The organism is Cyanobacteria bacterium QS_8_64_29, assembly GCA_003022125.1.
Taxonomy (GTDB): domain Bacteria; phylum Cyanobacteriota; class Cyanobacteriia; order Cyanobacteriales; family Rubidibacteraceae; genus QS-8-64-29.
In genome coordinates this window covers 1-12,606 of the sequence record PXQH01000015.1, presented here as the reverse complement: position 1 = coordinate 12,606, position 12,606 = coordinate 1, and the positions used below count along the sequence as shown (strand labels likewise).

14 protein-coding genes and 1 pseudogene are annotated in these 12,606 nt (G+C 64.0%); 8 read left to right on the top strand and 7 right to left on the bottom strand.

The window, feature by feature from the left end:
* Positions 1–434: 434 nt before the first annotated feature.
* From BRC58_03450 to BRC58_03435, 4 genes are all read right to left on the bottom strand, one after another.
* On the bottom strand, positions 435–1,700 hold the full coding sequence (locus tag BRC58_03450) for a cysteine desulfurase (GenBank protein PSP18594.1): 1,266 nt from the start codon (positions 1,698–1,700) through the stop codon (positions 435–437).
* A gap of 44 nt (positions 1,701–1,744) precedes the next feature.
* The gene (sufD, locus tag BRC58_03445) at positions 1,745–3,103 is read right to left on the bottom strand and encodes a Fe-S cluster assembly protein SufD (protein PSP18593.1); all 1,359 of its coding nucleotides are present in this window, start codon (positions 3,101–3,103) and stop codon (positions 1,745–1,747) included.
* On the bottom strand, positions 3,100–3,891 hold the full coding sequence (sufC, locus tag BRC58_03440; GenBank protein ID PSP18592.1) for a Fe-S cluster assembly ATPase SufC: 792 nt from the start codon (positions 3,889–3,891) through the stop codon (positions 3,100–3,102). Before sufC ends, sufD begins: the two co-directional genes overlap by 4 nt.
* A 66-nt stretch (positions 3,892–3,957) precedes the next feature.
* Positions 3,958–5,412, bottom strand: coding sequence for a Fe-S cluster assembly protein SufB (locus BRC58_03435; protein ID PSP18591.1), 1,455 nt, complete (start codon positions 5,410–5,412; stop codon positions 3,958–3,960).
* A gap of 206 nt (positions 5,413–5,618) precedes the next feature.
* On the opposite strand from BRC58_03435, the gene sufR reads away from it, so the two are divergent.
* The 6 genes from sufR to BRC58_03405 are packed head-to-tail and all read left to right on the top strand — an operon-like array spanning position 5,619 to position 8,482.
* A complete protein-coding gene (sufR, locus tag BRC58_03430; protein PSP18595.1) occupies positions 5,619–6,290 on the top strand; it encodes an iron-sulfur cluster biosynthesis transcriptional regulator SufR in 672 nt (223 codons plus the stop codon).
* A gap of 28 nt (positions 6,291–6,318) precedes the next feature.
* Positions 6,319–6,573, top strand: coding sequence for a hypothetical protein (locus BRC58_03425; protein PSP18590.1), 255 nt, complete (start codon positions 6,319–6,321; stop codon positions 6,571–6,573).
* 31 nt (positions 6,574–6,604) lie between these two features.
* Positions 6,605–6,811 (top strand): copper resistance protein CopZ, encoded by a 207-nt coding sequence (locus BRC58_03420; protein PSP18589.1) that lies wholly within the window; start codon positions 6,605–6,607, stop codon positions 6,809–6,811.
* 16 nt (positions 6,812–6,827) lie between these two features.
* Positions 6,828–7,352 (top strand): gamma-glutamylcyclotransferase, encoded by a 525-nt coding sequence (locus BRC58_03415; protein PSP18588.1) that lies wholly within the window; start codon positions 6,828–6,830, stop codon positions 7,350–7,352.
* A 21-nt stretch (positions 7,353–7,373) separates the two neighbouring features.
* A complete protein-coding gene (locus BRC58_03410; GenBank protein PSP18587.1) occupies positions 7,374–7,862 on the top strand; it encodes an acyl-CoA thioesterase in 489 nt (162 codons plus the stop codon).
* Positions 7,859–8,482 (top strand): alpha/beta hydrolase, encoded by a 624-nt coding sequence (locus BRC58_03405; GenBank protein PSP18586.1) that lies wholly within the window; start codon positions 7,859–7,861, stop codon positions 8,480–8,482. Before BRC58_03410 ends, BRC58_03405 begins: the two co-directional genes overlap by 4 nt.
* On the opposite strand, the gene BRC58_03400 is transcribed toward BRC58_03405, so the two are convergent.
* Complete coding sequence (locus BRC58_03400; GenBank protein PSP18585.1) at positions 8,479–9,663, bottom strand: GNAT family N-acetyltransferase; 1,185 nt, start codon at positions 9,661–9,663, stop codon at positions 8,479–8,481. The genes BRC58_03405 and BRC58_03400 overlap by 4 nt on opposite strands.
* 125 nt (positions 9,664–9,788) lie before the next feature.
* Here BRC58_03400 and BRC58_03395 point away from each other — a divergent pair.
* A pseudogene (locus BRC58_03395) lies at positions 9,789–10,242 on the top strand (hypothetical protein).
* 2 nt (positions 10,243–10,244) lie between these two features.
* A complete protein-coding gene (locus BRC58_03390; GenBank protein ID PSP18584.1) occupies positions 10,245–10,436 on the top strand; it encodes a hypothetical protein in 192 nt (63 codons plus the stop codon).
* 57 nt (positions 10,437–10,493) lie between these two features.
* Here the strand turns inward: BRC58_03390 and BRC58_03385 are convergent, their stop codons facing one another.
* Both BRC58_03385 and BRC58_03380 read right to left on the bottom strand, forming a co-directional pair.
* Positions 10,494–11,360: a peptide ABC transporter permease gene (locus BRC58_03385; GenBank protein PSP18583.1), complete on the bottom strand. Its 867-nt coding sequence runs from the start codon at positions 11,358–11,360 to the stop codon at positions 10,494–10,496.
* 6 nt (positions 11,361–11,366) lie between these two features.
* Positions 11,367–12,278 (bottom strand): SAM-dependent methyltransferase, encoded by a 912-nt coding sequence (locus BRC58_03380; GenBank protein ID PSP18582.1) that lies wholly within the window; start codon positions 12,276–12,278, stop codon positions 11,367–11,369.
* Positions 12,279–12,606 lie beyond the last annotated feature (328 nt).

Sequence of the window (12,606 nt, the reverse complement as noted above, 5' to 3'; positions counted from 1 at the left end):
CCACCAAGCCGACCCGCAGCAGCAACAACAGTTCCAAAAAAACTCGGCAGCATCATCCGGGTGCTAGAGGAGCACTTCTCGGACCAGCGCCCGCTGCTCAAATTGGTATCAAGCCTAATTGCCACAAAAAATTTGCCCATAAATCGGCCTGAATTTAATTTTTAGAGGTGCCCTTCGGGGACCTTCATATACCTAGCTCATGCTCAAGCGACTGGCTTGACCTTCGCTATTTCTAAAACACCCTCTCAACTGCACTATCCAGGGACACACTCCCCACAAACCAGGCTTGGTCCAGACACCGCTCCCAGAATCAGACGGCAAGGTTACCGTTATACCAATTTGAGCAGCGGATGCACGCTCACCAAAGAACATGACTCCCATATTGAGGGAGCTACGGAGATCGCAATCTAGTGCACAAGCCACGAGAATTGGTATTAGGCTTCCAGCGCCGTCTGGAAAAACTCGATGGTCTCTTGCAGCGCGGCGACGAACGCGTCGATCTCCTCAATGGTGTTGTAAAACGACAGGCTCGCCCGGGCGCTGCCCGCCACGCCCAGCTCGCGGTGCAGCGGTTGGGTGCAGTGGTGGCCCGAGCGGATGGCCACACCGTCGTGGTCGATGAGGGTGGCAATGTCGTTGCCGTGCAGCTCGCCAACGTTGAAGGCCGCTAGCGCGGCCCGGCCGCTGCCGTCGGTGTTGGGGGCTGGCCCGTAGATGCGGAGCTCGGGCACGGCCACCAACTGCTGGTAGAGGTAGCTCACCAGCTGCCGCTCGTAGGCATGGATGGCCTCCATGCCGATGCCGCTGAGGTAATCGACGGCTGCCCCTAAGCCGATAGCCTCGGCGATCGCAGGTGTTCCCGCTTCAAACTTCTGCGGCAGCTCGGCGCAGCTGAAGCGATCCAGCCACACCTCCTCAATCATCTCGCCGCCGCCCAAAAACGGGGGCATGGCCTCGAGCAAGTCCTGGCGGCCGTAGAGAAAGCCAATGCCGCTGGGGCCGCACATCTTGTGGCCGCTGGCCACCAGCCAATCGCAGTCCAGGGCGCGCGCATCCACCGGCATGTGGGGCACGCTCTGGCAGGCATCCACCAGCACCCGCGCGCCGTACTGGTGGGCGATCGCGGCCGCATCCGCGATGGGGTTGATGCAGCCCAGCATGTTGGAGACGTGGGCCAGCGCTACCAGCCGGGTGCGCTCCGATAGCAAGGCGCGGAACTGCTCCAGGTCCAGGCTTTCCTGGGCCGAGAGCGGCACGTGCTTGAGGACGGCACCGGTCTGGCGGGCGAGCATCTGCCAGGGCACGAGGTTGCTGTGGTGCTCCATCACCGACAGCAGGATCTCGTCCCCCGGCTGCAGGTTGCTCAGGCCCCAGCTGTAGGCCACCAGGTTGATGGCCTCGGTGGCGTTGCGCGTAAAGACGATTTCGTTGCGCGAGGCTGCGTTGACAAAGCCGGCCACTTTATCGCGCGCGCCTTCAAAGGCCTCGGTCGCGCGCACGCTCAGCGCGTGCCCGCCCCGGTGGACGTTGGCGTTATCGGCGCGGTAGTAGCGGCGCAGGGCCTCAATGACCGGCTGCGGCTTTTGCGAGGTGGCCGCATTATCGAAATAGATCAGCGGTTGCTCGTGCACCTGCTGGTCCAGGATGGGGAAATCGGGCCGGACTTGCGCCGCGAGGGTTGGCGATTGAGCGAGCGTCATGGCAGTTTTGGCAACAGCGCAACAAGCCCCATGCGGCGAGGGGATCAGTTGGCAACGCGCTCGGCAACCGTGGTGGCGAGCCGCTGCCGCAGCGAGGCAACGGGCAGGCGCTCGAGCAGCTCGGCTGCAAAGGCATTGACGAGCAAATCGCGCGCCTGAGTCTCGTTTAAGCCGCGGCTGCGTAGGTAAAAGAGCTCGTCCGCTTCCAACTGGCTGACGGTCGCACCGTGCGAGCACTGGACGTTGTTGGCCACGATCTGCAGCTCGGGCTTGGTGTGGGCGTGGGCCTTGGGCGAGAGCAGCAGATTGCGGTTGAGCTGGGCGGCGTTGGTGAGCTGGGCGGCCTGCGGCACGTGGACTTTGCCGTTAAAGACGGTTTTGGCGCGATCGGTGGCGATGCATTTGTGCAGCTGATCGCTGCTGCCGTAGGGCCGGGTGTAGGCAAGCGTGCTGTGCGTATCGGCCAGCTGCTTGCCATTGGCCACCGTCAGCCCGTTGAGGTGGGTGGTGGTTTGCTCGCCGAGCGCATCCACCTGGAGGTTGTGCCGCGAGAGTTGGGCCCCCAAGGTGACGGCGTGGCAGCTGTAGCGGCTGTCGCGCGCTTGTACGGCCGCCGTGCGGCCCACGTGGAAGCTGCTGCGGGCATCTTCCTGCAGCCGCACGTGACCGAGCTGGGCGCCGTCCGCGAGCCAGAGCTCGGTGACGGCGTTGTTGAAGTAGGGGGCGCAATCCTGGTCGTCAGCCAGTACCGTGGCGTACTGCTCGACGAGCTGGGCACAGGCGCCGGTTTGGGCTACCACCAGCGCGCGCGGCTGTGCCAGAACCGCCTCTTGGCGCGGCACGCTCAAAAACAGCAGGTGGATGGGCGCCTCGACCAGAGCATTGCGCGGCAGCCAGACAACTGCCGCATCCTGCAAGCCGGCGGTATTGAGGCGGGCGAAGGCATCCTGGCCCCCGTCTGGCTGGCCCAGGTACTGCGATAGCTGCGCGCCGGCTTGGGGGCTGAGCTGGCTCAGGTTACCGGCAAAGACGTCTGCCGGCAGCCCCGAGACATCCGAGAGTTGCGGCGCGTAGTGCCCGTTGACAAAGGTCAGCCGCGTTACGGGGGCCTCGGGCAGGATCCAGGCCGCTGCCGCTTGCGGCTCGAGCGCCACGGTGGGGGCCGCGCGGAATTCGCGCTCGCGCAGCGGCGAAATGTCGGTAAAGCGCCACTCCTCATCCTTGGTGCCGGGCAGTCGCAACTGCGCCAGCTCGCGTCGGGCCTCCTCGCGCACCCGCTGCAGCCAGGCGGCAGCCTCAGCGTCGGGCAGCTCCACGCTGGGCGCCTGACACTGGGCCAGCAGGCTATCGAGCTGGGCGTCCTCGCTGGTGGCGATCGCGCCGGTCGGCGCTTGCTGGGTCATTGCGCGCCCACCTCCGAGACGGATTCGGTTTCGATCCCCTCGTAGCCGCTGGCCTCCAGCTCAACAGCCAGCTGCTTGTCCCCGCTTTTGAGGATGCGGCCGTTGCCCATGACATGCACCACCTGCGGCTCCACGTAGTTCAGCAGTCGCTGGTAGTGCGTGATGACAACGATGGCATTGTCCGAGCGGGCGAGCTCGTTGACCCCGCCGGCCACCGTTTTGAGCGCGTCGATATCCAGCCCCGAGTCCGTTTCGTCCAAAATGCCCAGAGCCGGATCGAGCAGCGCCATCTGCAGGATCTCGTTGCGCTTTTTCTCGCCGCCTGAGAAGCCTTCGTTGAGGTTGCGCTCCAGAAACTTGGCATCCATGCCTACCAGATCCAGTTTCTGCTCAACCAGATCCTCAAAGTCGAAGGCATCCATCTCCTCCAGGCCCTGGTGCTTGCGCTGGGCGTTGTAGGCCACGCGCAAAAAGTCCAGATTGCTCACCCCCGGAATTTCCACCGGGTACTGGAAGGCCATGAACAGGCCGTTGAGGGAGCGCTCCTCGGGACTCATCGCGAGCAGGTTTTGCCCGCGGAACCAGACCTCGCCGCCGGTAACCTCGTAGTCCGGGTGGCCGGCCAGCACTTTGGAGAGCGTGCTTTTGCCCGAGCCGTTGCGGCCCATGATGGCGTGGATCTCGCCGGGGTTAACCTCCAGGTTGAAGCCCTGCAGGATGGGGGTTCCTTCGGCTTGGGCGTGCAGGTTGCGAACTGAGAGGATGGGGTCGCTTGTTGGCTGGGTCATGGCAATAGCCTCATTGCGCGATCACAGCTCGGGCGGGGGCACCGAGCGCTACCCCCCAACGGCGGCTCAGCCCACCGAACCTTCCAGCTTCAGGCCCAGCAGCTTGTCGGCCTCGGAGGCAAACTCCATGGGCAGGTGGTTGTAGACCTCCTGGCAGAAGCCGCTGACGATCATCGAGACCGCGTCCTCTTCCGAGATGCCGCGCTGGGCCAGATAGAACAGCTGGTCCTCGCTAATTTTGGAGGTCGAGGCCTCGTGCTCCACGCGCCCAGTCTGGTTGTTGACATCGATGTAGGGGAAGGTGTTGGCCTCGGCCTCGCTGCCGACGAGCATGGAGTCGCACTGCGAGTAGTTCCGCGCCCCCTCGGCCTTGGGCATGATTTTGACCAGGCCGCGGTAGCTATTGTGCGACTGCCCCGCCGAGATGCCTTTGGAGATAATCTTGCTGCGGGTGTTTTTGCCCACGTGCACCATCTTGGTGCCCGTATCGGCCTGCTGCTTGTTGTTGGTGAGCGCGATGGAGTAGAACTCGCCCACCGAGTTATCGCCCACCAGCACGCAGCTGGGGTACTTGAGCGTAATGGCCGAGCCAGTCTCCACTTGGGTCCAGGAGATTTTGGAGTTTTTGCCCTGGCACTTGCCGCGCTTGGTGACAAAGTTGTAGATGCCGCCTTTGCCTTCCTCGTCGCCGGCGTACCAGTTCTGGACCGTGGAGTACTTGATCTCGGCGTCATCCAGCGCCACCAGCTCGACGATCGCGGCGTGGAGCTGGTTGGTATCGAACATGGGCGCCGTGCAACCTTCCAGGTAGCTCACCTGGCTGCCCTCATCGGCAATGATGAGCGTGCGCTCGAACTGCCCGCTATCGCCATCGTTAATGCGGAAGTAGGTGGACAGCTCCATGGGGCAGGTCACCCCTTTGGGGATGTAGACAAAGGAGCCATCGCTGAACGCGGCCGAGTTGAGCGCGGCGAAAAAGTTGTCGCTGCTGGGCACCACGCTGCCCAGGTACTGGCGCACCAGCTCCGGGTGCTCCTGTACGGCTTCGGCAATGGAGCAGAAGATAATGCCGTCCTCAGCCAGCTTCTCTTTGAACGTCGTGGCGACCGAGACGCTATCGAAAACGGCATCGACGGCGACGTTGACCCCTGCCAGTTGCTTCTGCTCGCTCAGCGGGATCCCGAGCTTGTCGAAGGTCTCGCGCAGTTGGGGATCCACCTCGTCCATGCTCTGCTTTTTGTCGGGCTGGCTGTGGCTTTTGGGGGCCGAGTAATAGACCATGTCCTGGTAGTCGATGGGCGGGTAGGAGGCATGGAACCAGTTGGGCTCGGCCATCTTCTGCCACTGCCGGTAGGCTTTGAGGCGAAAGTCCAGCATGAACTCGGGCTCGTTTTTCTTGGCCGAGATCGTGCGGATGATGTCCTCATTGAGCCCCTTGGGGATAGTCTCGGTCTCAATGTCGGTGACGAAGCCGTACTTGTAGGGTTGGTTGGCTAGCGTCTGGGCTGTGGTGGCAGTCATGGCTTGTTGCGATCGTCTCCCCTCGTCTACTCGAGCGCACCGGCATGGCAAAGCAAAAAGGCGACCGCAGCCGCCATCGATGTCGCTCCCTTCGGTCACTAAAACAACCCCTTTGTTGTTTTAGTTATCCTTAGGCTACATTAGCAACAAACAAGTTGTCAAACTGGGAGCCGCTCGGCGAGCGGGTTCAGGCGCGGGGCACCACCATGACGGCGACCGAGCTAACCTCGACCAAGCAAGCCATCCTGCAGCAGCTATCGCAATCCGGGCAGGCCACCGCCCACCAACTAGCTCGGGCCCTCGAGATTAGCGTCCAGGCTGCGCGGCGCCACCTCAAAGAGCTGGAGGCCGATGCCCTGGTGACCTACCAAGCCATCCGCACCGGGATGGGCCGCCCGCAGCATCACTACCAGCTCACCGCCTGCGGGCGTGATCGCCTCCCCAGCCGCTACAGCGACTTCGCCGTCTCGTTTTTGGACGCGCTGGCTGAGACCGCCGGCGAGGAGCAAATGCGTACGGCGCTGCGCCAGCAGTGGCAGCGCAAGGCTGCCGACTACCGCGAGCGCATCGGCAGCGGTCCGCTCCCCGAGCGCCTGGCCCAGCTAGCGCAGCTGCGTCGCGCGGAAGGCTACATGGCCGAGTGGTATCCCGCTCAGGCGGATGATGAAGAGGCGCCAGCCTACGTATTTGCCGAAAACAACTGCGCCATCGCCGAGGTGGCCACCGCCTACCCAGCGGTGTGCGGCCACGAGCTGGAGATGTTTGCGGCGCTGCTGCCCGACTGCACGGTGGAGCGCATCCAGTGGCTGCACGATGGCGAGCACCGCTGCGGTTACGCCATCCGGCCCAAGCAAGGCGCTGCCGCCCGGGCCTCCTAAAATCGGTACCAACAGCCAAGCGAATGCCATGAGCGACGCGCAATCCCCCCACCAGTTTTTGAGCCCAGAAGAATCGGCGGATGTGGATGGGGCCGCGCTCTCATCCTCGGAGAAGTTCCTGACGCGGCTGACGATCTCCTCCTTTCGCCTGCTCCAGATTGTCGCTCGGGACACGGGCGTCCCCATGGAAGAGCTCACGCACCAGCAGATCGTTGCGTGGTTCGAGCGGGACGGCCAGATCCGCCGCGAGCAAGGCATCGAAGCCGCTACCCTCAAGTGGTAGCCGGCTAGCTGACCGCCCAGTGGAGGGCACCATGACTGCCACAACCCCGCTACAACTGAACGTTCCGGACATGGCCTGCCAGGGCTGCGCGGATGCGATCGCCCAGGCCGTGCGCCGCCACGATCCCGACAGCCAGCTCGAGGCCGACCTCGAGCGCAAGACCGTGTGGCTGCACACGAGCGCCTCTGAAGCTCAAGTCGCCGAGGCCATCCGCAACGCCGGCTACAGCGTCGCCTAGCTCCCCGCAAGCCCCCATGACCCAAGCTGCATCCGCCCCCGAGGGATCCTTTTACTACTTTGCCTACGGCTCCTGCATGTGCCCAGTCGATCTGAAGCGATCGCTGGGCGAGCGGGTGCATTTGTATCTGGTGGGACCGGCGGCGCTGGCGGGCTACCGGTTGGGCTTCTACCACTACTCGGCCAGTCGCGACTGCGGCGTGCTGGATGTCGTGCCGGATGCGGGCGCCACTGTCAACGGCGTACTCTACTGCCTGCCGTGGCATTTGAGCGAGGGCCTCGACCGGCGCGAGGAAGTCCCCACCAACGGCTACCGGCGCGAGACCGTCTCCGTGCGCTGCAACGGCACCCGCTATACCGGGGTGCGCACCTATACGGTCGTCAACAAAACCAGCGAGGAGATCCCGCCCAACGACTGGTACTGCCAGGTGGTGCTGCGCGGCGCCGCCACTTGCGGCTTGCCAGAGCACTACTATTGGTACTTATTCGACCGCATGCACCAGTGGCAGGCGCGCCGCGAGGCGCTGGCCCGCCCGGCTTGAGGCAACAGCACTGGAGGCAACGTGCCCCCCTCGCCCCCATCTGACCGGCTGCCCACCGATGCCCCCCAGCCCGAGGGGGAGCTCCAGGCCTACGCCCAGGCCTGGTTCGACTATCCCATCCGCGTCCATCCCCACCACACCGATTACGCAGGCGTCGTTTGGCACGGCAACTACCTCACCTGGATGGAGGAAGCCCGCATCGAGTGCCTGCGCTCGATGGGCATTGACTACAGCCACTTGGCCGCGTTGGGCTACGACCTACCGGTGGTGGAACTGGCCCTGCGCTACCACCAGGTGCTGCGCATGGGAGAAGCCGCCACGGTCAAAACGCGCCTGGCCCAGCGCACGGGCGCCCGCATTATTTGGGACTATCGCATCCAAGCCCCGGAGGGTGACCCCACCTACGTAACGGGGCAGGTGACGCTGGTGGCCCTTGATCGCGAGCGCGGCAAAATCCTGCGCCAGCTCCCGGCGGTGGTTCAGGAAGCGCTGGCCCAACGCGCGCCGTGAGCCCCTCCCCCGCGGCCATGACCTTCGCCCAACACGGCTGGGCCGACCGGGCCGGCAGCATCCGGCAGCTGGTGGGCACCGCCTCCCCGGCCCAGACCGCCGTCGTTGCCCCCGATCTGGGCTGGTGGCGCACCTGGTGGCGCCTGCCGCCGCTGATCGATGCTGTCGAGGCCCAGGCCGCCGCCTGCCTGGCACGCTATCCCCAATGCCCAATGCGCATCGTGGGGCACTCCATGGGCGGACTGCTGTGGCTGGAGCTACTGGCGCGCCACCCCGAGTGGTGGCCGCGGGTGCGCTCGCTGGTGCTGCTGGCTTCCCCAGTAGGGGGAGCGGCCCTGGCGCGCGCCATCGATCCGCTGGGGCTGGGCCTGGGCATGGCCAAAGATTTGGGCGTCAACCGGCGCGCGATCGCCGAGCGGATTGCGGCCGCCATGCCCACGCTGGTAGTGGCCGGGAATTGGCGCTACGGCAGCGACGGCACGATCTTGCTGCGCGCGACGCGGGTGCAGGGGGCGCAGTTTATCTCGCTGGCGCTGCCCCACCCGCAGCTGCGAAGTCACCCCGCCCTAGTGCCGGTGTTGCAACGGTTCTGGGCGCGCACCGAGCCCCACCTCGCCTAGCTCAGGACGTCTGCCGGCACCGACTTGAGGGGCAGATCCTGGTTGATGGCGGCGATTTCCTCGCGCTCCATGGCGTTGATGTCGTCAATGTAGGCGTGCAGGATTTGGCTCATACGGGCATCGTAGAAGCGGTGCAGGCTGTAGTTGGGCGTGGCCGGAAAGCCGCGGCGCATTTTGTGCGTGCCGCCGGCGCCGGGGTCAAAACTCTGGATGCCCTGGGCGATCGCCCACTCCAGCGGCTTGTAGTAGCAGGCTTCAAAGTGCAGGGCGTCGTAGTCCTGCAGGCAGCCCCAATAGCGCCCGTAGAGGCGATCACCTTTGCGCACGCAGAACGAGAGGCCCACCGGGTAGTCCGGCTCGTCTTGGGGGTAGGCCAGGGCCAGAACCACGCGGTGGCGAAACTCCGGATACAGCTGCTCGAAAAAAGCGCGCGTTAGGTACTTGCTGATGTCAAAGAAGCGCTCGCAGGTGTCGCTGTAGAAGCGATAGATCTCGGGGAACAGCCACGCCGGGATGTCCTCGCCTGCCAGCACCTCCGTTCGCAGCCCGGCCTTGGCCACGGCCTTGCGCTCCCGCTTGATGTTGCGCCGCTGGTTGGCGTTAAAGGCCTGCAGGTAGTCCTCAAAGCTGCCAAAGTTTTGGTTCTGCCAGACGTAGCTGTGGTGCAGCCAGCTGCAAAAGCCGTTTTGCTCCAGCCAGTGCCGCCACTGCGGCTCGACAAACAGCAAGTGGCACCCCGCAATGCCGCGCTCGTGGCAAAAGCGATCGATTTCGGCCACTAGGCGCGCCACTAGCGTGCCCTCATCCTCATCGGCGGCAGTCAAAAAGCGGTAGCCGATCGCGGGGGTAAACGGTGCCATGCCCAACAGCTTGGGGTAGTAGCGCACCCCCAGGCGCCGCGCCAGGGCCGCCCATTGGTGGTCGAAGATGAACTCGCCATAGCTGTGGCTTTTGAGATAGAGCGGTGCGGCTGCCACGAGGGCGCGATCGCGCCACAGCGTTAGGTGGCAGGGCTGCCACCCCCATTGGGGGGCAACGCTGCCGGAGGCCTCGAGGGCGTTGAGCCACGCCCACTCCAAAAACGGGCTCGCTAGGGGCTGAGCCAGCGCATCCCAGTCCGCCTGCGGGATCTCGGCCAGTTGCCCGTGCCAAACCGCCGAATAGATTGCCCCGTCCGCCATGGCGTTTTTGGGCTAGCGGCGCGGTGCCCGTCAGCACGCCCTCGGGGCTAGCCTAGCTCACCGCTTGCCCGCTGGGGGCGGTAGGCTAGTGATGGGCGCAATGGCGACAGTCGCCAGATAAGGCCATGGTGGCCACTGACTCGATCTTGCAAGCAGGCCAAGCCAGCCCGGAGCAAGCGCTGGCTCTATTCGATCGCCTGCCGGCGGTGGATCTTGAGTTCATGTGGGGGCGCTGGCAAGGATGGAGCCTGCATACCGGCCATCCCATGGATGGCTTGCTCGAGGTGGCCGGCTGGTACGGCAAAGAATTTGGTCCATCCGTTGCTGTTTCGAGACGGCCAAGGCGAGATTTTTAAGGTCGCGCCTCGGCTTTGGTTGATGAACCTGGCGCTACGACTCCCGGTGCAGCGCGCCCGGGCACTCCGTCCCCTCCTTGGGGTGACCAACCGGCTGCTTCATACCAATTTGAGCAGCGGATGCACGCTTGCTAAAGCGCATGACTCCCATATTGAGGGGATTTCGGAGATCAGCGATACAAATCTCCAAAAGTCCCTCGAAAAGGAAAATTTAGGCGTTTAAGTATGGGTGCACTCTCCGTTCACGAATCAGGTAGTTTTGCTATAGAATACCGCCAGACCGTCAGCGCCACCATGATTTACGATTGCCTGCCCATCCACGATCGCTTCCGACAAATTGATGGCGATCGGGTCCTGGGCCTGATGGATTTTAAAGGGATGCTGCAACCGTTTTTCTTTACTCTGACGCGGGACTAAGTAGCCGCTCGAAAGAGAGGGCTCCAACGCCAGCTGGTTGCCATCGCAGGGTGCAGTCTAGCGGACGTTGCGCCAACGCGGATGGAAGACCTCGCTCAGGCCCTCCCCCAGCAGCGAGAGCCCGACCACCGTGAGCGTCATGGCCATGCCGGGGAAAAACGCCGGCCACCAGATGCCGGTAGGCAGGGCCCCGAGGGCTTGCCGCAGCGCGTAGCCCCACTCGGGGACCTCGGGTGGCAAGCCCAGGCCCAAAAACCCTAGCCCGCCTAAGACAAAAATGGCGTCGGCCGCATTGAGCGTAAACAGCACGGGGATGTTTTGCATCACGTTGGCAAACAGGTGGCGCGAGATAATGCGGGCAGGGGTGGCACCGGACGCCTGAGCCGCCTCCACAAACAACTCGGATTTGAGGCTGGCAGTGTGATTGCGCACGACGCGATAGTACTGCGGAATGTAGGCAATGCCGATGGCAGCCGCGGCATTGATGATGCCCTGGCCGATGGCAAACGCCAAGGTAATCGATAGCAGTAGCGGCGGCAGCGTGTAGATCGTGTCCATAAAAAACAGCAGGACGCGATCCACCTTGCCGCCCAGGTAACCGCCAATCAGGCCCAGCGGCACGCCCACAGTCAGGCTGAAGGCTGTCGCGGCCACCACCACCTGCAGGGCCGCGCGCATGCCAAACAGCGTGCGGGCGAAGATATCGTAGCCTTGGCGGTTGGTGCCGAACCAATACTCGGCCCCCGGCGGCTCGCGCACGGGATTGCTCAGCGACGCGGTGGGATCGCGCAGCCATCCCCAGGCCTCAAAGGCGGGGGCCAGCAACGCAATAGTGACGAACGCGGCGGTCAGTAGGGCGCCCACCAGCAGAAAGCTTGTCGAGAGGCTGGGCGCTCGGCCAGAGCGGCGGGAGATAACAGCCATCAAACGCTAGCACGCGCGAGCAACGGCCGCCCGGTGGCGGGGACTGGTGGGTGCAAAGGTTGGGGGCTCGAAGCCGGCCTCTTGCATCGCCTGGGCCAAATCTAAGCTGAAGTACTCGTCCAAGTAGGGTTCGGTACTTTTGAGCAGCGTAAACACGTAGGGCGGCATGCGGGTGTAGGCCTCGGCCTGCGGGTTCATCTCCATCACGGCGACTTGCCCGCCCGGGCGCAGCAAGCGCCGCGCCTCGCGCAAGATGGCTTGGGCGGCATGCTGGGGCAGTTCGTGGAAGACCAAAAAAGCCGAGACCAAATCGAAAGACGCGGCCGGCAGCCCCGTGTCTTCGCCGGGGGCGTGCTTCCAGGCGATCGCGGCCTGCTGTTGGCGGCTGCGGTAGCGCGCGACCGCCAAAAAGTAGGGCGAGAGGTCCACACCGGTGACCTGTGCCTGCGGAAAGGCATCTTGTAGGGCTCGGGTGCTGAGTCCGGCACCGCAGCCCACATCGAGAACGGCTTGCGGCGGCGCGGGTAAGTGCTGCTGGAGGACGTCATGGTAGCGCTGGCGCAGCCAGGCATCGCCGTCGGTGCCGGCCTGGGGCCAAAGTTGGGCGTGGACCGAGAGCGAGGCAACCTCCACCTCCCAAGCGGCCTGCCAGTTGAGGTTCCCCTGCCGGTAGGCATGGAAGGCTTGTAGGTAGTAAGTGGGGTAGCGCAGTTGCGGATCGCGCACGGCTGCCAGCTCGCTGTCCCAGTCGTGAGCTTGCAGCTCGCGCACGTGCTGGCGCCAGGGCACGCCCATGGCCTCAGCGCGATCGATGATGGTCTTGCGCGCCCGCGCTTTAATCAGCCGCGCCAGTGGCGCAATGGCTAGTACGGCTCGAACGAGCAGCGAAACGGGGCCGGTGCGGGCAGTTGCCGTCATGGTTGCAAGCGGCCGGAGCAGCTACAGCATCGCTGCTGAGCGTAGCACGGTTGGCAGCCGCTGCTGCCCGGGGAATGGCTTATCCCGCTTGCTTCGTACCCAGTCGCAAGCGCGCCAAGCCGCTCGCAAGCTAAGCACCTTTTGTGCGGAAACAGCTTATTGATTTCCCGCCCGTGTAACGGGATTGACCTCGAGCACAGTTACTTGAAGAGCGCATCGAGCAAGGCCATTTTGCCCGATCTCACGGTGATGCCAACTTGCAAGGCTCTCATGAGCTAAAACTCCCAGCCGCCGCTGCGGCACTCAGTTTTAAGGCATTTTTGCAAAG

Bases quoted from the DNA above. Each gene is read 5' to 3' on its own strand.
- sufR (PSP18595.1), top strand. From the start codon at position 5,619: ATGACGGCGACCGAGCTAACCTCGACCAAGCAAGCCATCCTGCAGCAG.
- BRC58_03400 (PSP18585.1), bottom strand. From the start codon at position 9,663: ATGGCGGACGGGGCAATCTATTCGGCGGTTTGGCACGGGCAACTGGCC.
- BRC58_03385 (PSP18583.1), bottom strand. From the start codon at position 11,360: ATGGCTGTTATCTCCCGCCGCTCTGGCCGAGCGCCCAGCCTCTCGACA.
- BRC58_03415 (PSP18588.1), top strand. From the start codon at position 6,828: ATGACCCAAGCTGCATCCGCCCCCGAGGGATCCTTTTACTACTTTGCC.
- BRC58_03420 (PSP18589.1), top strand. From the start codon at position 6,605: ATGACTGCCACAACCCCGCTACAACTGAACGTTCCGGACATGGCCTGC.
- BRC58_03380 (PSP18582.1), bottom strand. From the start codon at position 12,278: ATGACGGCAACTGCCCGCACCGGCCCCGTTTCGCTGCTCGTTCGAGCC.
- sufC (PSP18592.1), bottom strand. From the start codon at position 3,891: ATGACCCAGCCAACAAGCGACCCCATCCTCTCAGTTCGCAACCTGCAC.
- sufD (PSP18593.1), bottom strand. From the start codon at position 3,103: ATGACCCAGCAAGCGCCGACCGGCGCGATCGCCACCAGCGAGGACGCC.
- BRC58_03390 (PSP18584.1), top strand. From the start codon at position 10,245: ATGGGTGCACTCTCCGTTCACGAATCAGGTAGTTTTGCTATAGAATAC.
- BRC58_03450 (PSP18594.1), bottom strand. From the start codon at position 1,700: ATGACGCTCGCTCAATCGCCAACCCTCGCGGCGCAAGTCCGGCCCGAT.
- BRC58_03425 (PSP18590.1), top strand. From the start codon at position 6,319: ATGAGCGACGCGCAATCCCCCCACCAGTTTTTGAGCCCAGAAGAATCG.
- BRC58_03435 (PSP18591.1), bottom strand. From the start codon at position 5,412: ATGACTGCCACCACAGCCCAGACGCTAGCCAACCAACCCTACAAGTAC.